General features: G+C 57.1%; 15 protein-coding genes and 2 pseudogenes. 11 read left to right on the top strand and 6 right to left on the bottom strand.

Annotated features, from left to right (window positions below):
- Positions 1–63: 63 nt before the first annotated feature.
- Positions 64–3,576 (bottom strand): peptidoglycan-binding protein, encoded by a 3,513-nt coding sequence (locus tag N8E89_RS10310; RefSeq protein WP_106664512.1) that lies wholly within the window; start codon positions 3,574–3,576, stop codon positions 64–66.
- A gap of 520 nt (positions 3,577–4,096) precedes the next feature.
- Here N8E89_RS10310 and N8E89_RS10315 point away from each other — a divergent pair.
- The 6 genes and pseudogenes from N8E89_RS10315 (at position 4,097) to N8E89_RS10340 (ending at position 12,418) form a co-directional block, all read left to right on the top strand.
- Complete coding sequence (locus N8E89_RS10315; RefSeq protein ID WP_262259824.1) at positions 4,097–5,890, top strand: acyl-CoA dehydrogenase C-terminal domain-containing protein; 1,794 nt, start codon at positions 4,097–4,099, stop codon at positions 5,888–5,890.
- A gap of 66 nt (positions 5,891–5,956) precedes the next feature.
- The gene (locus tag N8E89_RS10320) at positions 5,957–7,129 is read left to right on the top strand and encodes an acyl-CoA dehydrogenase family protein (RefSeq protein ID WP_106664510.1); all 1,173 of its coding nucleotides are present in this window, start codon (positions 5,957–5,959) and stop codon (positions 7,127–7,129) included.
- 27 nt (positions 7,130–7,156) lie between these two features.
- Entirely contained in the window at positions 7,157–8,365 is a 1,209-nt protein-coding gene (locus N8E89_RS10325; protein WP_106664509.1) for an acetyl-CoA C-acetyltransferase, read from the top strand.
- A gap of 156 nt (positions 8,366–8,521) precedes the next feature.
- Complete coding sequence (locus tag N8E89_RS10330; protein WP_106664508.1) at positions 8,522–10,741, top strand: 3-hydroxyacyl-CoA dehydrogenase NAD-binding domain-containing protein; 2,220 nt, start codon at positions 8,522–8,524, stop codon at positions 10,739–10,741.
- A gap of 147 nt (positions 10,742–10,888) precedes the next feature.
- Positions 10,889–11,527: pseudogene (locus N8E89_RS10335) on the top strand (S24 family peptidase).
- A 12-nt stretch (positions 11,528–11,539) separates the two neighbouring features.
- Positions 11,540–12,418, top strand: a complete 879-nt coding sequence (locus N8E89_RS10340) for a thermonuclease family protein (protein WP_106664506.1) — start codon at positions 11,540–11,542, stop codon at positions 12,416–12,418.
- A gap of 8 nt (positions 12,419–12,426) precedes the next feature.
- Here the strand turns inward: N8E89_RS10340 and N8E89_RS10345 are convergent, their stop codons facing one another.
- The 3 genes from N8E89_RS10345 to N8E89_RS10355 all read right to left on the bottom strand — a co-directional run bounded on the left by N8E89_RS10345 (position 12,427) and on the right by N8E89_RS10355 (position 15,466).
- A complete protein-coding gene (locus N8E89_RS10345; RefSeq protein ID WP_106664505.1) occupies positions 12,427–12,810 on the bottom strand; it encodes a VOC family protein in 384 nt (127 codons plus the stop codon).
- A gap of 33 nt (positions 12,811–12,843) precedes the next feature.
- Entirely contained in the window at positions 12,844–14,499 is a 1,656-nt protein-coding gene (locus N8E89_RS10350) for a lysine--tRNA ligase (RefSeq protein WP_113174178.1), read from the bottom strand.
- A 127-nt stretch (positions 14,500–14,626) separates the two neighbouring features.
- The gene (locus tag N8E89_RS10355) at positions 14,627–15,466 is read right to left on the bottom strand and encodes a transporter substrate-binding domain-containing protein (protein WP_106664503.1); all 840 of its coding nucleotides are present in this window, start codon (positions 15,464–15,466) and stop codon (positions 14,627–14,629) included.
- A 346-nt stretch (positions 15,467–15,812) separates the two neighbouring features.
- Between N8E89_RS10355 and N8E89_RS10360 the strand changes: the two genes are divergently transcribed.
- On the top strand, positions 15,813–17,639 hold the full coding sequence (locus N8E89_RS10360; protein WP_262259826.1) for a glycosyltransferase: 1,827 nt from the start codon (positions 15,813–15,815) through the stop codon (positions 17,637–17,639).
- Positions 17,640–17,652: 13 nt separating this feature from the next.
- Here N8E89_RS10360 and ppk2 read toward each other — a convergent pair whose 3' ends face one another.
- Positions 17,653–18,567 (bottom strand): polyphosphate kinase 2, encoded by a 915-nt coding sequence (ppk2, locus tag N8E89_RS10365; RefSeq protein ID WP_106664501.1) that lies wholly within the window; start codon positions 18,565–18,567, stop codon positions 17,653–17,655.
- 84 nt (positions 18,568–18,651) lie between these two features.
- On the opposite strand from ppk2, the gene phoR reads away from it, so the two are divergent.
- The gene (gene phoR, locus N8E89_RS10370; RefSeq protein ID WP_106664500.1) at positions 18,652–19,917 is read left to right on the top strand and encodes a phosphate regulon sensor histidine kinase PhoR; all 1,266 of its coding nucleotides are present in this window, start codon (positions 18,652–18,654) and stop codon (positions 19,915–19,917) included.
- A 53-nt stretch (positions 19,918–19,970) separates the two neighbouring features.
- On the opposite strand, the gene N8E89_RS10375 is transcribed toward phoR, so the two are convergent.
- Complete coding sequence (locus N8E89_RS10375; RefSeq protein ID WP_106664499.1) at positions 19,971–20,495, bottom strand: GcrA family cell cycle regulator; 525 nt, start codon at positions 20,493–20,495, stop codon at positions 19,971–19,973.
- 509 nt (positions 20,496–21,004) lie between these two features.
- On the opposite strand from N8E89_RS10375, the pseudogene N8E89_RS10380 reads away from it, so the two are divergent.
- The 3 genes and pseudogenes from N8E89_RS10380 (at position 21,005) to N8E89_RS10390 (ending at position 24,154) form a co-directional block, all read left to right on the top strand.
- Positions 21,005–22,211 (top strand): annotated as a pseudogene (locus N8E89_RS10380) (aspartate aminotransferase family protein).
- 10 nt (positions 22,212–22,221) lie between these two features.
- Entirely contained in the window at positions 22,222–23,160 is a 939-nt protein-coding gene (gene argF, locus N8E89_RS10385) for an ornithine carbamoyltransferase (protein WP_106664497.1), read from the top strand.
- Between the two features lie 7 nt (positions 23,161–23,167).
- On the top strand, positions 23,168–24,154 hold the full coding sequence (locus N8E89_RS10390; protein WP_106664496.1) for an Hsp33 family molecular chaperone: 987 nt from the start codon (positions 23,168–23,170) through the stop codon (positions 24,152–24,154).
- Position 24,155 lies beyond the last annotated feature (1 nt).

Consider the following 24,155-nt stretch of genomic DNA (forward strand, 5'->3'; position numbering starts at 1 on the left):
GTTCAAACACGAAACCATTTGTCGCAACAATATTCTTTGCAATGCTTTGCGGCAAAATTTGCTCTAGCTCTGTGTGTTCTTCAGGAGCAGGTTCCTGACGAGGTCGTTGTCGATATTGCCTGTTGGCTTCAATCCATTGTCTTTCTGAAACGCCATGATCGCGTCGCGTGTCTTGGCACCGATCCTGCCGTCAGAACCACCGGCATCATAGCCATTCTTATTAAGGATAAGCTGGACGTTGCGGATGGCTTTTTTCATGTCGAGGGAACCGGTGGTGACGGAGCCCGCTGCGGCCGGAGTCTCGCGCCATTCTTCCGGCACGTTGAGGGCATTGGCGTCCGGATTCATCGGCTTTGGTTTCCACAACGAGGTCGCGGCGCGTGCACGCTCGACCTGATCCGGAGCCATGGCTTTCGCTACTTCATCGCGCTTTTGCGCCGCGTCCTTGTCCCCTGCATTCGCCGCCAGCGCAAACCATTTGTAGCTTTCCTCAAGGTTCTGCGAAACGCCCATTCCCTTGGCCGAGAGAATGGCAAGGTTGAACTGGCTGTCCTTGACGCCGAGTTCGGCCGCCTTGGTAAACCAGCGTGCAGCGGATTCGTTATCCGGTGCGCCGTCGGTTCCCGCCGCAAAAAGCACCGCGAGATTGTGCATTGCACTGGCATTGCCCTGTTCCGCAGCCAGTTGATAATAGGTCTTGGCCTTCGCCAGATCGCGGGTAACGCCGATACCCTTCTCGTAGAAATTACCGATCCGGTATTGAGCAGGGGCGTAGCCGCGTTCTGCTGCGAGATTGTACCACTCGGCGGCTTTGGCGTAATCGCTCGTCACGCCTTGGCCATCCATGTAGCGGCCGCCAATTTCGAAGAGCGCCTTGCTGTCGCCCTTTGCGGCCGCTTCGCGCAACGGCTCCGGCCCGGCTTCCGCCGGTATGGCCGGCAGGCCCGGCACGGTTTCAGTAGCGGTAGAGGGACCGGTAGAAGTGGCTTCAATAGTGGGCGGCGTGTTCTGCTGGGTGGCAATCACGCTTTCCACGCTGTCGGGGGCGGGCTGTGAAGCTGCCAGCTCACGTGAGGCATTGTTCTCGGCCGGGGCAACTGGTTCCTTGGCGCCAGCGGATTCAGCGGGCTGGGCCGTTTTCGGAGCAGCGGAAGTGGCCGCTTGCGGGTCAGAGGGGCCCTGTTCAGGCGTTGTGACGCGAGACTGCGGTACAGCGATATCCAGCCCTGCCGGGTGGTCCTGGAGTGCATTTTTCAATTGCAGGCCGGCGATCGCAATCATGATTGCTCCGATCGCGAGAAGGATGGGCTTGCGCTGGCGTGAAATCAGATTGCCCTTGGCGCCTGCGTCGGCTTTGTCCGAAACAACGGCCGTGGATCGCCTTTGGCTTTCGACTTCCGAAGCGGCTGCCTGCGCTGCCCGGCGTGCGGCCGTTATGAAATCTGCCTTACCGGCAGATGCATCACCGGCCAGCGATGTTTCCCGCCGGTCATCGCGAACGCGCTTCAATATGGAATTCAGATCCGGCATACCGGAACCCGGCTCGAGCGGACGATTGAGAATGTCCGGATCGAGCTCCACCTTGATGTCGGATTTCTCGGCTTCTTCGGCCGTTTCCATCGATGGGTCCAGAGGCGCGGCTTCCGGCTTGCTGCGCCCTTTCAACCCGCGTGTGAGGCCGCCAAACAGCGATTTCCTTTCGCGGGGCGCATCCTCCGAGATTTCGGCATCAACGGAAAGAGCCGGTGACGGTTGCTCGACTTTTGAGAAAATTGGCGCATCGAATACCGGCTCGACGTCGATGGCGGGATCGTAGGCCAGCGTTGCCTTCATTGCTGGCTCATCCGTAATGAACGTCGTGCCTGTGGTGGCTTCCTGAGGCTGTCGCGCAGGACTGCTTTCCAGCGAAGCCAGCCGGTCGACTATCTTGAGCAGGGTGTCGTGAATGGCCTCAAAGGTCTTGGTGTTGCGCTCTTCGGATTTGCGCGCAAGCATTTCCAGCGTTTTCAAATCATCGGCGAGTTCGCGGGCGATCGTGTTGTCCTGCGTACTGCCGAAATTCGCTGTGTTGCGAATGGCTTCAGCGGCAGCATTGCGGGCCGCTTCCACGACGAGGTCGCGACTGGCGGCGATCGACTCTTCAATGGCTTCGAGACGCGTCGGGATGGCAGCCATTTCCGCATGACGATCATTCGACTGGGACAGGTGCTCGGCCAGCCCGGCGATCTGTCGTTCGAGGTTGCGGATGGCGTCCTGTGTACCGTCTACCTGAGGCACATTCTGCGCTATATAGCGCGCCATATCGTCGAACCGAGCCTCCAGATTGTCGGTCAGGCGAATATCGCTGTGCTCGGTCAGCATGTGATGGTCGTCGAGCCGCCGGGTAAGTTCTTCGAAGCGTTGATCGATTTTCTCGATGAACGCGGGATCAGCGGCCGGCTGCGGCATGGTTTCAAGTTTATGGATGATTTGCAGCACCCTGTCTTCCAGATCGCGGAAGTCGGAAATGCTGATCGAGGCAGGCGCATTCTGCAGGTGGCGCGTTACAGCGGAGAGCTGTTCCGACAGGACGTCAAGATTGAGCGCAGGTGCTGCGTGCTGTTCGGTCAGATGATCAACGCGCTGAGCAAGTTCGCCCATGCGCTGGAGCATCGTGTCCGTCGTACGGTCGTTGGACGCTTCTTCGAACCTGGAAGCCAGCGCTGCAATGCGCGCTTCGAGCCGCTCGAATGCATCATATTGGGCGGTAACCGGCCGCGACGTGGCGACGATAGCCCGGCTGATCTCATCCAGACGCTCGTCGACCTGCTGCATGAACCTGGCGGGAAGCGATGAGCCGTTCTTGCGCGCCATCTGCTCAACAGCACCCGCCAGCAGTTTCAGCTTGTCTTCGACATTTGTCAGTTGCAGCGAGTGCGGCAACACGTCCATCGCCTGACGGATCTCGTCCAAACGCTCTTCCAGCGAGGCAAGCGAGGCGTTTGCGTCGCCGGCACCACCGGGATGGCGCTGTGCGAAGGCATCGAAGCGATCATCCATCGCGTCCCAGCGATTCCCAAGGCTCTTCACCGACTCTTCGCGTGCCAGCGTGTCCACGGTGCGTTTGAGTTCGTTGAGATCGCCGCGCAACATGGAAAGGTGGCCGCTTTCGGTATGGCCACGATTCATGACGCCATCGGAAGCCGCAGACTGGCGCAGGCGGTTCATCGCTTCGCCGTGTGGCTCAAAACGGCCCGGCCCCGGCGCTTCCATCTCGTCGCGCATTTCTTCGCGAAGCTGCTTGAGTTGTGCCGCAATTGCCGAAAGATCATGCTTCCCGTCGGTACGCTGGCTTGCTGAGGTGGAAGCCGATTGCACGGCACCACGCCTTGGCGATGCGGGTTGTCCGGCCCGTGAAGCGAGGGCGGCAAAGCGGTCGGCGATATCCTGGCTCTCTTCCTGGATTTCCGGTTTCATGGCGTTGCGCAACTGGCTTTCGAGGGCCTCCAGCGTGCGGTTGAGACTGTCCAGCGACGTCGCATCACGGCGCGCGCGATTCACATTGACCTGTTCCATCAGTGACCTTTGGTTCGTCATGGACGTCTGCTACCGGGTTGACGCCAGCTTCTGGCGCGTTCAAAACTTGAGCTTGCGGAGCAGTGGCACTGGCCTCGGTTTGCCGAAAGAAGCTGAATGCGTCCTCAAGGACGTCCATTCGGGCCAATCCGGAAAGCCGGGACAATTGATTGCCCCACGCGGTCCGACAAGCCGTGAAAAACAAATCACACATAGACACGGATCACCGACAACGTGACATTGGCGAAACGTGGTAAACAACTGGTTAAGGCAGCGGACGGAGCGGATAAAAATGTATTCGGCCAGTTCTGTGCGGGGGCGTTTCTCATCCGGATTCACGGCGTGGAACCTTAGGGTCCGGACCAGATTGACAGGTTGCAACCCCACCGGGGCAACCGTCCGCCAGAGATTAATCGCGCCGAATTCAAATTGACAAAATTTTGACGTTTACGGAAACGTCAAAATTTGTTAAAAAAGGTGAAATCCTGAACGGCACCTGCCCGGTGCTGTATTTGCTCGTTTATGTTTTGGAGGAAACCTGATGCCGAGTTACCGCGCGCCCGTTGAAGACACGCTGTTCATCCTGAACGATGTCCTTGGATTTGAACGCTACAACAACCTGGCGGGATTTGGCGGCGCGTCGCCGGATATCGTTGAAGCGATTCTCGGCGAAGGTGCAAAACTGGCAGAAAATACACTGTTCCCGGTCAATCAGACCGGTGATCACGAAGGCTGCGTGCGGCTCGACGATGGATCGGTAACAACGCCGAAGGGCTTCAAGGAGGCATTCGACCAGTATCGCGAAGGCGGCTGGGTCGGTCTTGCCGTACCGCAGGAATTCGGGGGACAGGGCTTGCCCTATGCGCTGCATGTAGCCGTTGGCGAATATATGGCATCGGCCAATATGGCCCTGGTCATGTATCCCGGCCTGACGCAAGGCGCGATCGCAGCCATTCTTACCCATGGCACTGACGAACAGAAGCAGGCCTATCTGCCCAAGATGACGGACGGCACGTGGACCGGCACGATGAACCTGACCGAGCCGCATTGCGGAACCGATCTTGGTTTGTTGCGCAGCAAGGCTGTACCGGATGGGGATGGGTCCTACCGGATTTCGGGACAGAAGATTTTCATCTCCGCAGGCGAGCACGACATGGCGGAGAATATCATCCACCTGGTGCTGGCCCGCATCGAAGGCGCGCCAGAAGGTACCAAGGGTATTTCACTGTTCATCGTCCCAAAGTTCAAGCTCGACGAGAATGGCAACCCCGGAACGCGCAATGGTGTGTCGTGCGGTTCCATCGAAGAGAAGATGGGCATCCACGGCAACTCGACCTGCGTCATGAACTATGACGAAGCTACCGGTTATCTGATCGGTGGCGAGAACAAGGGTCTGCGCGCCATGTTCACGATGATGAACGAGGCGCGGCTGGGCGTGGCCCTCCAGGGGCTGTCCATTGGTGAGGTGGCTTACCAGAATGCCGCAATTTACGCGCGGGACCGCATTCAGGGCCGTGCACTGACCGGACCCAAGGAGCCGGACAAAAAGGCCGATCCGATTATCGTCCATCCGGACATCCGACGTATCCTTCTGACGATCAAGTCCTACAACGAAGCCGGTCGTGCCTTCATCCTCTGGTCAGCACTGAAATCGGATATTGCGCATCGTTCCGGCGGCGCGACTGAAAGACAATTGGCCGACGATATTCTCGGTCTCATGACACCGGTCTTGAAGGGTGTGTTGACCGACAAGGGCTTCGAGCACGCCTGCATGGCTCAGCAGGTTTTCGGCGGCCATGGCTATATCGAAGAACATGGCATGAGCCAGTATGTGCGCGATGCGCGCATCGCCATGATCTATGAAGGCGCCAATGGCATCCAGGCCCTTGATCTCGTCGGACGCAAGCTAGGTGCCAATGGCGGCCGTGCGGTCATGGCCTTCTTCAAGGAAGTCGGTGATTTCTGCGAGGAAAATCGCGGCGACGAGAAGCTGGCCTTCTTCACCAAGCATCTCAAGAAGGGTCTCAACGATCTTCAGGCCGCCTCCATGTGGCTGATGCAGAATGGCATGGCGAACCCGGACAATGCCGGCGCTGCCTCGACGGACTACATGCATCTCTTTGGCCTGGTTTCTTTGGGGTACATGTGGGCACGCATCGCCAAGGCATCGCATGCCAAACTGGCGGAAGGTGCCGACAACAAGGCATTCTACGAGACCAAGCTGATCACCGGCAAGTTCTTCATGGAGCGCGTCATGCCGGAAACATCGGCGCATCTTGCCCGCATCCAGACCGGGGCGGATACGATGATGGCGCTTGCCGCGGAAGCATTCTAAGCTGCTCCAAGCCAATTTCGAGCCGCAGTCTCGCGGCTCGTCCACGACTGTTTCGGGAGGTTTGTGATGGGTCTGCGACCGGAAGAAGTACTGGGTGTTCCAAAACCTGACTGGAAGACCGACGACGTCGTGATGCTGGAGGACATGGCCACGAAGTTCCTCGAGGCCGAAGTTCTGCCGCATTATGAGCGATTTGAAAAACAGGAAATATTCGACCGTTCAGTCTGGGAACTGGCTGGAGAAAATGGCCTTCTTTGCGCCTCGATGCCGGAGGAATATGGCGGTGCCGGTGGCACCTACGCACATGAGAGCGCGATCCTCGAAGCCATCAGCCATGTCGGCGTCGACGGATTCGGCATAGCACTGCATAATTCTATCGTCGCCCCCTATATCCTTCATTATGGCTCGGAAGAGCAGAAACAGAAATGGCTGCCAAGAATGGCGACTGGCGAGCTGATCGGTGCCATCGCCATGACCGAGCCTGGCGCAGGTTCTGACCTGCAGGGCGTCAAGACCAGCGCCAAGAAGGATGGCAATCACTACGTCATCAATGGCTCGAAGACATTCATCACCAATGGCCAGCTTGCCAATTTGATCATCGTGGTGACGAAGACCGACCCTTCGCTGGGTGCCAAGGGCACCTCGCTGATCGTTGTCGAGACGGACGGCCAGGAAGGCTTCGAGCGCGGCCGCAACCTCGACAAGGTAGGGCTGAAGTCGAACGATACCTCGGAACTGTTCTTCAACGAGGTCCGTGTCCCGACATCCAACCTTCTTGGCACCGAGGAAGGGCAGGGATTTGTCCAGCTGATGCAGCAATTGCCGCAGGAGCGCTTGCAGATTGGCGGCTCGGCGATTGCCATGGCCGAGCGGGCCATTGCGATCACCACGGACTATGTCAAGGAGCGCAAGGCTTTCGGCAAAGCGGTAATAGAGTTCCAGAACACGCAATTCAAGCTGGCCGAATTGAAGACCGAGGCCACGATCGGGCGCATATTCTACAATCACTGCGTCGGGCGCCACGTGAATGGCGGCCTTGATCCGGTGACGGCCTCGATGGCGAAATACTGGCTGACGGATCTGCAGAACAAGATCGTCGACGAGTGCCTGCAGCTGCATGGCGGCTACGGTTATATGAACGAATTTCCAATTGCCCGCATGTTCCGGGACGCACGCGTCCAGCGGATCTATGGCGGCACCAACGAAATCATGAAGCTTTTGATCGCCCGCAGCCTTTGAGCTGCCGGTTCGAACAGGGAGAATGAAATGGCTGAGGCATATATTTACGACCATGTCCGCACACCGCGCGGCAGAGGCAAGAAGGACGGGAGCCTGCACGAGGTGCCTGCTGTTCGCCTCGGCGCGAAGGTGCTGGAGGCGCTACGCGACCGCAACGGTCTCGATACGGGTCTGGTCGATGACATCATCTATGGCTGCGTCGATCCGGTCGGCGAGGCCGGTGCTGTCATTCCGCGTTCCTCCGCTTTCGAAGCCGGGTATGATTTCAAAGCGCCTGGCATGCAGATCTCGCGTTTCTGCGCCTCCGGTCTCGATGCGGTAAATTTCGCCGCTGCCAAGATTGTGCAGGGCGCGGACGACATCGTAATTGCCGGCGGTGTGGAATCCATGTCGCGCGTCGGGATGGGCATGTCTGGCGGTGCCTGGTACATGGACCCGTCCGTCGGTCTGCCGGGCTATTTCATGCCCCAGGGTGTTTCTGCCGATTTGATCGCCACAAAATATGGCTTTAGCCGTGATGATGTCGACGCCTATGCCGTCGAGAGCCAGAAGCGCGCCGGGGAAGCCTGGAAGAAGGGCTACTTCAAGAACTCTGTTCTCGAAATCAAGGATCAGAATGGCCTGACCATTCTCGACCATGACGAGCATATGCGCCCGACGACCGACATGCAGGCCCTGGCCGCGCTTAACCCATCCTTTGTCATGCCTGGGGAAATGGGCGGCTTCAATGCCGTTGGCATTCAGGCCCATCCGGAAGTCGAGACGATCAACCATGTGCATCACGCCGGCAATTCCTCCGGTATCGTCGATGGCGCAGCGGGCGTGCTGCTCGGATCCAAGAGTGCAGGCAAGGCGCTCAGCGCCAAGCCGCGTGCACGTATCCGTGCGTTTGCCAATATCGGTTCTGATCCGGCGCTGATGCTCACCGGGCCGGTAGATGTGACTGAAAAGCTGCTGAAGCGCGCCAAGATGAAGATCTCGGACATCGATCTGTTCGAGCTGAACGAGGCTTTTGCTGCCGTGGTCCTGCGCTACATGCAGGCATTCGACATTCCGCGCGACAAGATCAACGTCAATGGCGGGGCGATCGCCATGGGCCATCCGCTTGGAGCCACCGGCGCGATGATCCTCGGCACGGTCCTGGATGAACTGGAACGCCGCGATCTCAACATTGCACTCGTCACATTGTGCATCGGTGCGGGCATGGGCACTGCAACCATCATCGAACGCGTCTGATATGCCTGCCAGCAAATTCGCCATGACGGTCTGCAAATGGCGATTTTTGCGCTCCCGGTGCTCATGGACGAGAAGTCCACTGCGCTCCGGTTCTCAGAATCACCATTTTCGCCGCGCCTTGGCAAATTTTACAGGCAGGCATGAGGAGTACAGAAAATGAGCTATACAAACTTCAAATTCGACGTCGACGCGGACGGCATTGCTCTCGTGACCTGGGATATGCCCGGTAAATCCATGAATGTCTTCACCGAAGAGGTGATGAAGGAGCTCGATGCGATCGTTGACCGCGTCGCCAAGGACGAAACGATCAAGGGCGCGGTGATCACCTCCGGCAAGGACACGTTCTCCGGCGGCGCGGATCTCACCATGCTCAAGCGCATGTTTCAGCTTTTCCAGGAGGAAAAGGCCAAGGATCCAAAGAAAGCGGTCGAACTTCTCTTCGAGAACACCGGCAAGATGGGCGGCCTGTTCCGCAAGCTCGAAACCTCGGGGAAGCCTTGGGTTTCGGCAATCAACGGCACTTGCATGGGCGGCGCATTCGAAATGTCGCTGGCATGCCATGGCCGCGTGGTCTCAGACGATCCGGCCTTGAAGATGGCCCTGCCGGAAGTCAAGGTCGGGATTTTCCCCGGCGCCGGCGGTACGCAGCGCGTTCCGCGCCTCACCAATCAGCAGGACGCCTTGCAGATGATGACGACAGGCTCCAGCCTGACCGCGTCGCGGGCCAAGGCTATGGGACTGGTGCACGAAGTCGTCCCAGCAAAGAAGCTGGTCGAGGCGGCAAAGAAGATGATCAAGGCCGGTCTGAAGCCAATTCAGCCTTGGGATGAAAAGGGCTTCAAGCTTCCGGGCGGCGCCATCTATTCGCCTGCCGGCGCCAATCTCTGGCCGGCCGCGACGGCGATCCTGCGCCGCGAGACCTATGGCAATTATCCAGGTGCCGCCTCGATCCTGAAAGCGGTCTATGAGGGCCTGCTCGTGCCGTTTGATACGGCGCTCAAGATCGAGCAGCGCTATTTCACCAAGATCCTGCAGACAACGGAAGCCGGGATGATGATACGCTCATTGTTCGTCTCCCTGCAGGAGTTGAACAAAGGCGCACGCCGTCCGGCTGATGTGAAGCCGACCAGGTTCAAGAAGATTGGCGTCGTTGGCGCCGGTTTCATGGGGGCAGGCATTGCCTACGTTACCGCCAAGGCGGGTATCCCTGTGGTGCTGCTCGACCAGAGTCTGGAGGCGGCCGAAAAGGGCAAGGCGCAATCCGGCGACCTCATCACCAAGGAAATGCAGAGAGGCAAGGCGACCGCCGAAGACAAGGAGAAGCTGCTTGGCCTGATCACGGCTTCGTCTGACTACGCGGACCTCGAAGGCGCCGACCTCGTGATCGAGGCGGTGTTCGAGGACCGCGAAGTCAAACGAGTGGTAACGGAAAAGGCCGAAGCGGTGTTGAAACCAGGAGCAATCTTTGCTTCCAATACCTCAACTCTGCCAATCACCGGCCTTGCCAAGGTATCGCAGCGTCCGAAGAATTTCGTTGGCATTCACTTTTTCTCGCCCGTGGACAAGATGCTGCTGGTGGAAGTCATTCTTGGCAAGAAGACCTCTGACAAGGCGCTCGCGGTTGCGCTTGATTATGTGCGCGCAATCAAGAAGACGCCGATCGTTGTCAACGATACACGCGGCTTCTACGTCAACCGCTGCGTCCTTCGGTACATGTCGGAAGCTTATAACATGCTCGTCGAAGGCGTTCCTCCGGCGATGATCGAGAATGTTGCGCGCATGGCCGGCATGCCGATCGGACCGCTGGCACTGAATGACGAGACTGCGATCGACCTGTCACAGAAGATCCTGAAGGCCACACTGGCCGATCTCGGGCCAAAGGCTGTCGACCCCCGGCATGTGGAATTGGTCAACACGCTGGTCGACAAATATGATCGACGTGGCCGGAAGAATGGCAAGGGCTTCTATGACTATCCGGCGAAGCCCGCCAAGAAACAGCTTTGGCCCGAACTCAAGACGCTTTATCCGCAGCAGGACCCCGAAAAGATCGACATCGAAGTCCTGAAGCAACGGTTTCTCTTCACCATCGCGCTTGAAGCGGCCCGCGTCATGGAAGAGGGCATCGTTACTGACCCACGTGAAGCGGACGTCGGCTCGATCCTCGCTTTCGGCTTTGCACCATATACTGGCGGGACCCTGTCCTATATCGACGGCATGGGAGCGGCGAAGTTTGTCGAAATCGCCAAGGGCCTGCAGCGGAAATATGGGGCACAGTTCAAGGCGCCGAAGCTGCTGCTCGACATGGCCGGGAAGGGGGAGAGCTTTTACGAGCGCTTTAATCCCTATCAAGCCGAAGAAAAGAAGCAGGCTGCCTGAGCGGCGTCGGCCAAGTATCGCTAACGCGGGCTCCGGCCCGCTTTTCCTTTGGAAAATAAGAAAGTTTTCCCCAATTTTGCTCGACTTTTCTGAAAGTCCTATTTAAAACAATAGTGAAGGTATTTTTTCCTTTTTTTGGAATGAACGATGTTCTCACATGACCGCATCTGGGCGGCCATCGACGCTCTGGCAGAACGCCATTCCCTCTCCGTTTCCGGATTGGCGAAGCGGGCTGGACTTGATCCGACGACTTTCAACAAATCCAAACGCTATGCCGTAGACGGGCGCGCGCGCTGGCCTTCGACGGAATCCTTAGCCAAAATCATGGAAGCCACCGGCGCATCGATTGACGAGTTCATGATGCTCGTCGCGGGTAAGGCAACACGTGCCGGGGGGCAATGCGCTCAATCCCGCTACTCGGTTTCGCCCAGGCGGGTGCAGGCGGCTTCTTTGATGACGGCGGCTTTCCTGTGGGCCAGGGCTGGGATGTCGTCGAGTTTCCTATCGGTGCCGGTGATGCGGTCTATGCACTCGAGGTCTCGGGCGATTCCATGCTGCCGCTTTATCGTGACGGTGATACGATTATTGTTGCCCCTGGCGCAGCCGTCCGGCGTGGCGACCGCGTGGTGGTCAGGACCAGGGACGGTGAGGTCATGGCCAAGATTCTCGCGCGGCAGACGCCGCGTACCATCGAATTGCAATCGATGAATCCCGAGCATCCCAATCGCACTTTTGATGCGGTTCATATTGATTGGATCGCCCGAGATCCTGTGGGCAAGCCAATAGGATCCTTATCGCATGCGTCACCTAGCGCTTTATGTCGTGACCGTTCTGGTGGCTTTGGGACTGGTCTACGCATTCGTTACACCCTTTACCGGAGGCCTGGATACGCCGGCAATTTCCAGCCAGGGCGTTGATGTCACGCCCGAGAGTTTCGAACTGCCTGACGAGATGAAAAATGACGTCACGGATGAAGGGTCAGAGTCTGCTGCAACGCAGGAAAGAGTAACGTCACCGGAAGCGCGCCAGGTTGATCCGGACGTGCCGTTGGTTCCAAACAACCAAACAGCTCCGCTGGAACGTATCGAGCCACGTCAGCCGTTGAGCGATATCGGGCAGGCATCGCCCCCGGCACCGCCTCCGCCCGCTGTGCCGGTCGACAACACGGCAAAACCGCTGCTGCTCTACCGCCCGGTTGCGACAACAGCAGGTACGATCGAGGCTTCCGGCTACAGGATTGCGCTTGACGGCATCGAAGCGCTGCCACCGGAAGAAACGTGTAACTCCGACGGTGGCACAACCTGGCCCTGCGGCATGGCTGCGCGGACGGCTTTTCGCAACTGGCTGCGCTCGCGGGCTGTTGAATGTGCCGTGCCGCCCCAGCCATCGGACGACCTCATTGCCACTCAGTGCAGGCTTGGGAATGAGGATCTTGCTGAATGGCTCGTACAGAATGGCTGGGCACGCGCCAGAGACGGTTCGCCCATGGCAGAAACAATGAGAAAGGCCGAGGAGGCGAAACTCGGTATCTTCGGCAACCCGCCGCCAGCGCTTCCGGCCCTGATCGAACTGCCGCTGCCATCATTCAGCGACACTCCGCTGGCGCCGGAGGAGCCTTTGCCGGCTCCGCCGCCATTGTCAGCGCCGGACGCGCCGTTTCCGCCGCGGCCGCAGTGAACCCGGGTCTATGCTTCGTGACAAACAGCTTCGATGTTGTGGCTGTCTGAATCGAGCACGTAGGCTCCGTAGTAATTGGGATGGTAATGTGGGCGCAGTCCCGGCTGGCCATTGTCGCGACCGCCAGCTGCCAAAGCGGCCTTGTGGAAAGCATCGACGAGAGCACGGCTGTTGACGCGGAAAGCGACGTGAACCGGCGGCTTGTTCGGCGTGCCGCCAATCACCCAGAAATCCGGTTTGCCTCCTTCACCAAAACCGGCAACGTCGGCGTCTCCTGTAACCGAAGCCGGAAATTCGACAACCAACTCATACCCGATCGCGGCCAGTGCTTCCTGGTAGAATTTCTTGCTGTGTTCGAAGTTGCTTGCAATGATGCCCGTGTGATCGATCATCCAGTCGTCCTCCAACTGATTTTGCGTTCCAGCCTATGATAGTTGCCCTGCCAGCGCCCTTGCAATGAGGGCACGTGTCTCGGCGATGCCGTAGAGCGCGACGAAAGAGCCGAAACGCGGGCCGCGTTCCTGTCCGATGAGCACCTCGTAGAGCATCTGGAAGAAAGAGACGGACACGCCTGGCCCACCTTCCGGGCTCTTTTTCGTGTAATCCTGGTAGCGCTCGATCGTGCGGGCAACGTCGAGAATGGCGTTCTGAATGTCATTGCCGTCAGCATCGCCGGGAAGCGTTGCCAGCTTTTTGTCCAGCTCTTCCAGTGCGCCGCGTTCCACGTCGTCAGGCATGCGAAATTTCTTTGAGGGCTTCACAAAGTCGTTGAAGTAGCGGATCGCATAGCCGACCAGCGCATCCAGTTCCGGATTGTTCTGTGCGGTGACGCCCGGTGCATAACGCGAGATGAAGCCCCAGAGAACGCTGGTGTTTTCCGCATTGGAGGCGCTGACAAGATTAAGCAGGAGCGCGAATGGAACCGGCATATCGACCGCTGGCGGATTGCCGTCGTGCAGGTGCCAGACAGGGTTGTTCAGCCGTTCCTTCCAGGTTTGGCGTCCATAAGCGGAAAGGTAGGTAAAGTACTCGTCCACCGCCTTGGGGATGACATCAAAATACAGCCGCTTTGCCGTTCGCGGCTTCTGGAACATATAAAGACCCAGGCTTTCGGTGGGCGCATAGGTCAGCCATTCGTCGATGCTGAGACCATTCCCCTTCGACTTGGATATCTTTTGGCCGAGATTGTCGAGAAACAGCTCATAGACGAAATGTTCGGGCGCGCGGCCACCCAAAATCTCGCAAATGCGATCGTAGATGATTGCATTTGTCTGGTGGTCCTTGCCAAACATCTCGAAATCGACACCGAGTGCCGCCCATCGCATTCCGAAATCGGGTTTCCATTGAAGTTTGACGTTGCCACCGGTCACAGGAAGGGTGGTCTCGACGCCGTTCTCATCATCAAAAGTTATGGTGCCGTTCTTCGCGTCGATATTCTTCATCGGAACGTAGAGTACCCGGCCGCTGGTCGGTGAAATTGGCAGGAACGGGCTATAAGTCGCCTGGCGCTCCTCGCCAAGTGTCGGCAGCATCACCCTCATAATGTCGTCGTAGCGCTCAGCGGCACGCAGCAGCACCTCGTCGAAACGGCCCGCCTTGTAATATTGCGTTGCGCTGGCGAATTCGTAGTCGAAACCGAATGTATCGAGGAAGCGGCACAACATGACATTGTTGTGGTCGGCGAAACTGCTGTAGTCGCCGCCAAACGGATTGGGAACCGCGGACAGTGGCTTGTGCAGGTGCGGCTCCAGGATCGAACGATCCGGTACATTGTCCGGGATCTTGCGCATCCCGTCCATATCATCGGAAAAACAGAGCAGCTTGGTCTTGACTTTGTCGTTGGTCAGAACACGAAACGCATGGCGCACCATCGAGGTGCGCGCCACCTCACCGAACGTGCCGATATGGGGCAAGCCGGACGGACCGTAGCCGGTTTCGAACAGGATCGTGTCGGGATAGCCGGTCTTCTCATAGCGTTTGATTATTTTCTGCGCCTCTTCGAAGGGCCAGGCCTTGGCCTCTGCTGCCGCCGCGATCAATTCGGAGGTCAGTTCGATTTGGGTGTTAAGGCGCGAAGTCATCTTTTTTCCTGTATTCCTGCTGTCTGGATATCCCTTGCTCTATGGCGACAGGTTGCCTGCGTCAATCGCATGTGCCGCTGTAAGGGCAATCCATTGATGATTTTGAGAAAATTGAATGGTCTCCGCCCTAATAGAAATCTACTGGGAAGTACCGCAGATAGAGTTCCGAAATGGTTCCCTTTTCCTCCATGGCTTTCAAAGCAAAGTTGAACGCATCGACGAGCTCTCTATTCTCCAACGTCGTTGCGATCATCATGCCGTCACCAAGAAAGTGTGGTGCGATATAAGGCCCGCCGGTAAACACACAACAATTCTTTGCCCCCGGACTGCCGATCCAAAATGACAGGTCGGACCCATCGCCAAAAACAGCGTCGATCTTCTTCGCCTGCAAATCCTTGAAAAGGAGGTCGCGGGATGGATAGCCGACCCAATGACCTTTCGGGAAATAATCGGCAAATATCGCCTGGTGTACCGAACCGGCAATAACGCCGACTGTCTTCTCGTTAAGCGCGTCGGCAAGCGGTTCCCTTAGAACAGTCTGTTTCAGCGTCATGAAACGGGCAGGCAAACGCAAATATGGCGCAGTAAAGGCAAATTTTCCACGCAGCGCTGTCGTTGGCTTCAACCCCGCGATAATCGCCTCCGCTTCGCCATTCTCCAATGTTGGTTGCAGCTCATTCCATGGCCGGGCCTCGATCTGACAGATTGGCGTTACCTCCAGTTCGGCACAAATTGCCCGGACAAGGTCTACATTGAAGCCGGAAATGCGGCCCGTACCATCGACGAAATTGAAAGGTGGATAATCGACGGTCGTCACAAAGCGGATGCGCTCGACCGCGGACAGATCAGGTTTGGAAACGTGTTCGCGCCCGTCCCAGTAATGCGGGAAATCCGATGCATCGGCGACTTGCAAAAGTGCGGTCACGAAGAGACCAAGGGTAAGTGAGGCGATTGTCCGGATATGCATGGGAACTCGATATGTGTGCAGTGGTTTGGATGTTCTCATCCAGGGTCGGGACCAGATTAACAGATCCAGACCCAGGCTAACATGATCTGTCGGCCCATGACAGATCGGGCCACAACACGTTCGAAAAGTTGATGACAAAGACATATTTTTGTTATTGGTTATCGGTCATAAATTTTTGAATATTTTTTATAGATTTGGAAAAATATACTACTATTGGTATGTGTAATTTACAATTATACAATTCTTGATTGAAGTTTTGAGAGGTTAATATTACATCATCATCGATTTTGAACGCGAATAATATTACAGGGCCTTGTGAGTGTTGCTTTTCACGGGGGTTTTATCGGTGACGCGAGAAATAGAAGCCTCGCTCGCCGCGCGCCTTTGCCGTGCGGGTGCTCCAAAATCTTCGGTTGTCGAAGCATTTAAGCTTTCTGTTGAAAACGGCTCCTCGTTCATCGAAGAACTCTATGCGTCCGAGAGAATACATGACGTGTGGGTTGCCAGATCGATTGCCGACGAAGCTGGAGTGGCGTTTGAGCAGATTTCGGCGAATGTGCAGGTCGTCCTCCCAACCGTTGCGCAATTTACCGCTCTGAGCACGCTACGCCATGCGATCGTTCTGACAGCGGAAGAAACCACGCTTATCTATATCGTGCCCACCATGCAGGATATTGCCGTCATCAAGGCCAATCTGCCGGAAAGTCCGGATATTGCGGCGCGTCTGCGAATAACGACGCCAACATGCCTTGCTGAATTCATGCGATCAAGCCACGAGGGACTTCTCGTGGAGGGTGCCATTCGCATGGTTGAGATCACAAGTTCTGAGCACTCGGCCCGGATTGTGACGACCGGCAGCCAGGGGGCATTGATCGGCCTGCTTTTGTCGTCTGCCTTATTCACCGTCATGCTCCGGCCTGAGTGGCTGTGGTCGGCACTTCACATTGTGTTTTCGTTGTCCTTCTCGGCGTGCATCCTGTTACGTCTCCTCGCGTGCAATAGCGCCGGCAGTGCCGTGGCGCGAGCGTTGCAAACCGTCTCGCCAGCGGAACTGCCAAACTACAGCGTCATGGTTGCCCTCTACAGGGAAGCGGATATTGTTCCGCAGCTCGTGCGAGCGATGGAAGAGTTGAATTGGCCGCGGTCGAAACTTGAAGTGCTCTTCCTGTGTGAAGCAGACGACCTGGAAACCATCGCAACACTTCAATGGCACAAACTTCCGCCGGGGTTTCGGGTCATTCCGATACCCGGTTCAGGCCCCCGTACGAAACCCAAAGCCCTGAATTATGGGCTGCAACTCGTGAAGGGGGACTATGTCGTTGTCTATGATGCTGAAGACCGGCCGCACCGCGACCAACTGCTGGAGGCGTGGGGGCGGTTCAATGCGGGCGAGGACGACCTCGGTTGCCTGCAGGCCCCGCTGATCATTGCAAATAGCCATGAAGGACCGCTTGCGCGGCTATTCGCCTTTGAATATGCGGCGCATTTTCGTGGGCTTTTGCCTTGGCTTGCCCGCCGGCGTTCCGTGCTGCCTCTTGGTGGAAGCTCAAACCATTTTCGCCGCAGCTGTCTGGAAGCAGTCGGCGGTTGGGATCCATTCAATGTTACCGAAGATGCCGAGCTTGGTACAAGACTGGCGCGGTGCGGGTTTCACATCGATATGCTCGCCCTCCCGACTATTGAGGACGCACCGACCGATACCGGCGTGTGGCTGCGGCAGAGGACGCGATGGCTGAAAGGGTGGATGCAGACCTGGCTCGTCGAAATGCGCAATCCGCTCCTTCTCGTGAAACAACTCGGTACCCTTCGCTTCGTGATCTATCATCTCTTGACGACAGGCATGATCGCTTCGGCATTGTTGTATCCGCTCATGCTGGTATTCATCGTGATTACCACTTTACACCTTACATTTGCTGACGCCGCAATGAGCCCGGCGATTCCCATTCTCGATCTCTGCAATATCCTGATGGGGTATCTGTCTTTCCACGCATTGGGGCGATGTGTTCTGCGGCGGGAGGACATGTCCGGGATGGTCCTGCCATGGATACCGCTTTATTGGTTGTTGATATCCGTGGCTGCCTGGCGGGCATTGTGGCAATTGCAAACGGATCCATTTCTGTGGGAAAAAACTCCACATCTCCCTTCGCGCCAGACTCATGAAGCTCACGTCTAGAGCAAAAATTGCGCTAGATGAAGCCGGGCCCCGAACCGATGATCAACGAGTCCTCATTGCCGATCACTCCGGGATCGCGCCCATTGTAGGGCAAACTCAAGAGAATTCTCCGGATCACCGCAATTCGGGCGCGGCGCTTGTCATTTGATCGCACCACAGTCCAGGGAGCGTGCGGGGTATGCGTACGCTCCAGCATTGTATCGCGTGCTTTGGTGTAATCGTCCCATTTCTTGGCGCCCTGGATGTCTATCGGCGAAAACTTCCAGCTTTTGAGCGGACTGTGACGGCGATCGTGGAAGCGCTTGAGCTGCATGATCTGGCCGATGTTAAGCCAGAACTTGAAGAAATAAATTCCATCGGCGACGATCATATGTTCAAAACCGGGTGCTTGCGCCAGGAACGATTCATGCTGCTCCGGCGTGCAGAACCCCAAGACCGGTTCGACACCGCCTCTATTGTACCAGGACCGGTCGAATGTGACGAACTCGCCAGTGGTAGGAAAATGCGAGATATAGCGCTGGAAATACCATTGCCCGCGCTCGGTTTCGCTAGGCTTGGGCAGTGCGACATTGCGTGCAGTGCGCGGATTCATATATTGGCGAAGGTTGAAAATCGTCCCGCCCTTGCCAGCGGCGTCGCGGCCTTCGAAAACCGATATGACCCGGCCCCCAGTATCCTGGAGCCAGTATTGCATCTTTACGAGCTCGATCTGAAGGCGCTCAAGAATCTCGGCGTATTCTTCGTTCGGCATCTTTTCGTCATAAGGGAAATCCCCGGAAGCAAGCGCACCTTCTTCGATCCAGTCAGGTAGTTTCGGATCATCGATATTGAAGCTGCGTTTCTTGCCGTCAATCTTCAGCTTGAGGGTGGTATCGGGCGAATGCCCCTGGTCGGATTTCTTTTTTGAATCTTTACCCACGTCATTCATCCTCAATTGACATAAAGCCATGTTATGGGGAGAGCGTTGGATCGTCCAGAGCCAAAAAAGGACGGCAGGACAGGAGTTTAGTGGATGAGCATATGGGGTCAGGAGGGCCGTACGCTGCGGCAAAAGTTGTTGGGGCGGCTAATTCAAGCACGTTTTGTGTTGGGTGCTGCCGCATTCATTACGGCGCTCGTGCTCAGCTCTGAAGCGTCCGGATGGTTGAGCTTTGCCGTCCTCATGCTTGTCCTCATTACAGTTGTGGCACTTTCAGCATCGCTGCCACGCACTGACAACCCGGCTGTCTCGCCCGTCAGCGACCCGGCCATCTTTCGGCTGTCCGGCCAGCAGCTGGCTGCGCAACTGCCGGATCCCTTGATCATTTTCGACCATGAGGGGACAATCCTCTACGTCAATCCGGCGGCGAGCGGCGCTTTTGGACCCCTGACCCGCGGTGGCACGCTTTTGTTGCATTTCCGCGCGCCTGAAATGCAGACCCTGGTGCAATCGGTCGTGGCTGACGGGATGGCACGGTCGGTCGATTATACCGAACGCGTGCCGGTCGAGCGCTGGTATCGCGCGACCGTGCTGCTTCTCGATCAGCTCGGCGGACGGGACCGCCAATATCTGTTGTCTTTCCGCGACCAGACGGAAGCGCATCGGCTTGAGCGTATGCGGTCTGACTTCATCGCGAACGCAAGTCACGAACTGCGGACCCCGCTGGCATCGCTCTCGGGTTTCATCGAGACCCTGCGCGGTCCAGCGCGCAATGATGAGACGGCGCGCGACAATTTCCTGGAAATCATGCAGAAGCAAGCTGAGCGCATGGCTCGCCTGATCGACGATCTATTGTCACTGTCGCGCATCGAGATGAAGGCCCATATCGCCGTGAAGGATCAGGTTGACTTGACTGTCGTGCTTGATCATGTGGCCGACGCCATGCGGCCGCTGGCCGCAGATCTTGGCCTGGAGATCGAGCGCAACATTGATCCCGGGCCAGTCATTGTTCTTGGGGACCGGGATGAGTTGACGCAAGTCTTCCAGAACCTCGTCGAAAACGCCTGCAAATACGGCCAGTCCGGTGGGAAGGTCATTGTCGAACTGAAGCGGGACGGCGACGGGATCAAAGCCACCGTTCAGGATTTCGGCCCGGGCATCCCGGACGAACATATTCCGCGGCTGACCGAGCGATTCTACCGGATCGATGTAGAGACAAGCCGTGCCCAAAAAGGCACCGGCCTCGGCCTTGCCATCGTCAAACATATTCTGACACGCCATCGGGCCCGGCTCGTTGTTCGCTCCCGGGTCGGCGAAGGGTCATCTTTTACGGTGGTATTCGGACAGCAGCGAAATTGACAAGCCCGAGGCTCTTAAAAAGAAGGCGCCTTTCGGCGCCCCCTGGCGGACAGTTATCGAACGCGACGGCGATCTGACGCCGGCTGATAGGCGAGCCGCGAATGGTAGGTGCAATAGGGACCGGATTCGCCCACATCATTGCCGCAGAAGTTGAAGTCCGGTTGAAGTGGATCCCCGACGGGCCATTTGCAGGTGCGCTCGCTCAGTTGCACCAGCTCCAGCCGCCGTGAAATCGGCACGACGACATCAGTCACGGTTTTCATGACAGTGTGGGGGACCAGATCCGTGCTGTATTCGGTCTGCAAAGCAGTTGCGCCGACGCTGCGGCTAACAACGCGGCTCGACATATGACCGGCAGAGCCGCCATTGCGCTGGCCGCCGGAGGCATTTGTATTGACCTTCTTGCTACGCGTCTGGGTTGAAGTGGTCTTGCCCCGTCCCGAGAGCTTCAACCGATGTACTTTACCGATGACAGCATTGCGGCTGACACCACCCAGTTGTGCTGCGATCTGGCTTGCACTCAGACCTTCGGCCCAAAGTTTCTTCAGCTGTTCTACGCGCTCATCTGTCCAGTTCATCGTTTCCTAGCTCCATATGGGGCTCTGTTTTGTGCGGACGCCGGACTGAATCCTTCCTCGCATCTGGATTGCTCCAGATTGGCCTGATACCATATCTATTCAGATGACGAGGACGCCGCACGAAATCTAGCTATTTCGTTTCTCAAGCTACAATATGGAATGACTCTGTGACAAGAGTCGGGCGTGGCCCGTGACCATGCTTTTTTGGGTTTTCCCCAACTTGCGCGATGAACTGTTGCATAAAAGACTCTTTATGCCGTCATCGGCAAACCTTCTCGCAATTGCGCGCTTAAGTTGCAGAGTCTGGCGAGGCGGACCCCGATGCCAATGGTGCCTCGACGGAGCATTTCGAAGTGTTCATTTGACAATTGCAATTCGAATGATGATATTACCGGTGTGGCCGCCCCCAAGAATGGCATTGTGGGGCGGCTTTTTGATTTAATCGCTGCCGGTTTCTTCTGGATAATCAGCAGGTTTGGCAAAACTGGGTATTGGAGGCCCGAAACGATATGACGGACGCAAACGCGCAACCGCTTTACGACACTTTTGCTCGTGCGGATCTGCGCTTTGAGCGAGGTGAGGGCGTATGGCTTGTGACAGAGTCGGGCGATCGTTACCTTGATTTCGCTGCCGGTATCGCCGTCAATTCGCTTGGCCACTCCCATCCACACCTCGTAGAGACACTGAAGACCCAGGCTGAAAAGTTGTGGCATGTCTCCAATGTCTATGAAATTCCCGGTCAGAAGCGGCTCGGACAGCGCCTTGTCGATAATACTTTTGCGGACAAGGTATTCTTCACCAATTCCGGCGCCGAGGCGCTGGAATGCGCGATAAAAACCGCGCGGCGCTATCATTATGTCAATGGCAGCCCTGAGCGCTTCCGTATCATCACCTTTGAAGGTGCCTTTCATGGCCGGACGCTCGCTACGATCGCAGCCGGTGGTCAGGTGAAATATCTCGAAGGTTTTGGACCAAAGGTCGAGGGCTTCGATCAGGTCCCATTTGGTGACGAAAAGGCGCTGAAAGCCGCGATTGGCCCTGAAACCGCAGCCATCCTGATCGAGCCGATCCAGGGCGAGGGTGGCGTACGTTCGGTTCCCGATGAGGATCTGCGTGCCTTGCGCAAACTTTGCGACGATGAGGGTCTTTTGCTGATCCTGGATGAGGTTCAGTCGGGCGTTGGCCGCACAGGCAAGTTCTTCGCGCATGAATGGTCCGGAATTCAGCCGGACATCATGGCCGTGGCGAAGGGGATTGGTGGTGGCTTTCCATTGGGTGCATGTCTCGCGACCGCAGAAGCTGCCAAGGGCATGACTGCGGGCGTGCATGGCACCACTTTTGGTGGCAATCCGCTGGCCATGGCCGTAGGCAATGCCGTACTCGACATTATTCTTGGAGAGGGTTTTCTGGAACATGTACAGAAAATCGCACTGTTCATGAAACAGGGGCTGGCGTCGATCTCCGATCGCTATCCGGGCGTGATTTCCGAAGTGCGGGGCCGTGGCCTGTTAGTAGGCATGAAAAGTGTCCTGCCAAATACGGCGCTCGTGCAAGCGTTGCGCGACGAGCATCTTCTGACGGTTGGCGCGGGTGACAATGTCGTCCGCCTGCTGCCGCCGCTGGTCACAACGGAAGACGAAGCACGCGACGGCTCTCACACGGATCGAAGCCGCAGCTGAACGCCTGTCCGTGCCTGCCAGACAGAAGAGCGCTTGAGGAACCATCCATGACAATCAAGCAGGACCTCCGGCACTTTACGGACATCTCGGCGCTTTCTTCGGGTGATTTGCGCTCCATTCTGGAAGATGCGCGGGCACGCAAGACACGGCTGAAGGCCGGCAACATCGAAAAACCGTTCGCCGGCAAGGTGCTTGCGATGATTTTCGACAAGCCTTCGACGCGTACGCGCGTTTCCTTCGACGTTGGCATGCGCCAGCTGGGCGGCGAGACGATCATGCTGACGGGCTCCGAAATGCAGCTCGGCCGTAGTGAGACGATCGCCGATACAGCCAAGGTATTGTCGCGGTATGTCGATATCATCATGATGCGAACGACGACACATGAGCGCCTGACGGAGATGGCAGAAAATGCCACGGTTCCGGTGATCAACGCTCTGACCGACGACACGCATCCTTGCCAGATCATGGCCGATATCATGACGTTCGAGGAACATCGCGGACCGGTAGCGGGCAAGACCTTTGCCTGGACTGGTGACGGCAACAATGTGCTGCATTCTCTCGTCGAGGCCGCGGCCCGCTTTGATTTCAATCTCAATATCGCAACGCCGGAAGGCAGCGAACCTTCCGGCAAATACCTGGAATGGGCGAGGGGTGCCGGCGGCAGGATCAAGCTCACGACCGATCCTGTTGCCGCTGTGAAGGGTGTTGATTGCATTGTCACCGACACCTGGGTGTCGATGGGACAAGAAGGCCGCGCACGCGGCCACAATGTATTCATGCCCTATCAGGTCAATGACGCATTGTTGAAGCACGCTAACCCCGATGCGCTGTTCATGCACTGCCTGCCGGCTCACCGGGGCGAAGAAGTAACGGATGCGGTCATCGATGGACCGCATTCCGTGGTCTTCGACGAAGCGGAAAACCGTTTGCACGCTCAAAAGGCGATTCTCGCCTGGTGTCTCGAAGGAGGTCGCCCGCTTGTCTGATACCGCCATGCGCCCCGATGAGTATATTTTTGCTGGCGACGACGCTGTCGTGCCCTTCCAGGTTGCTGAACTGGATGCGCGCGGGCGCGCGGTCCAGCTCGGTCCAACCCTTGATGACATTTTGAGCCGCCACGATTACCCGGAGCCGGTCGCCAAACTCCTGGCAGAGGCAATCGTTCTTACCGTGTTGCTTGGCACATCGCTCAAATTTGATGGCAAGTTTATTTTCCAGTCGCAATCCGACGGCCCGGTTGACATGCTGGTTGTTGACTTCCGTACGCCGAATTCGGTTCGCGCTTATGCTCGATATGACGAGGAGCGTCTGGCGGAGGCCATAGCGGAACACCGGATCTCGCAAGAAGAGCTGATGGGAAGCGGAACGCTTGCTCTCACAGTCGATCAGGGTGAGTACACCCAACGCTACCAGGGTATCGTTGCGTTGGACGGTTCCAATCTTGAAGAAATCGCCAAGACCTATTTCCGCCAGTCCGAACAGATTCCTACCGATGTGCGGCTCTCTGTCGCCAAGTTGATTGAGCGGGGTGAAGACGGCAGGCCAGTGGAGCAATGGCGTGCCGGCGGATTGATTGTCCAGTTCCTGCCCGAGTCGGAGCTGCGGATGCGCCAGCGTGATCTTCCGGCTGGCGACGCGCCCAACGCAGACGAAGATGACGACAACCTTGTTGAGGATGATGACTGGGCCGAGGTCAAGGCACTCGTTGCGACGATCGAAAGCTCGGAACTGACCGATCCGCAGGTTGGTGCCGAACGACTGCTATACCGACTGTTTCACGAACGTGGCGTTCGCGTCTTCGACGCCGTTCCGGTGAACGACGATTGTTCCTGCTCGCGCGAGAAAATCGCTGGCGTGCTTTCGGGATTCACTGCCGAAGAAATCACGGACAGTATTGAAGAAGGCAAAATCAGTGTGACCTGTGAGTTCTGTTCGACGCAGTATGAATTCGACCCCGCCGAGTTCCTGCCGAAGAACTGAG

The organism is Phyllobacterium sp. A18/5-2 (genome assembly GCF_025452215.1).
GTDB lineage: Bacteria > Pseudomonadota > Alphaproteobacteria > Rhizobiales > Rhizobiaceae > Phyllobacterium > Phyllobacterium sophorae.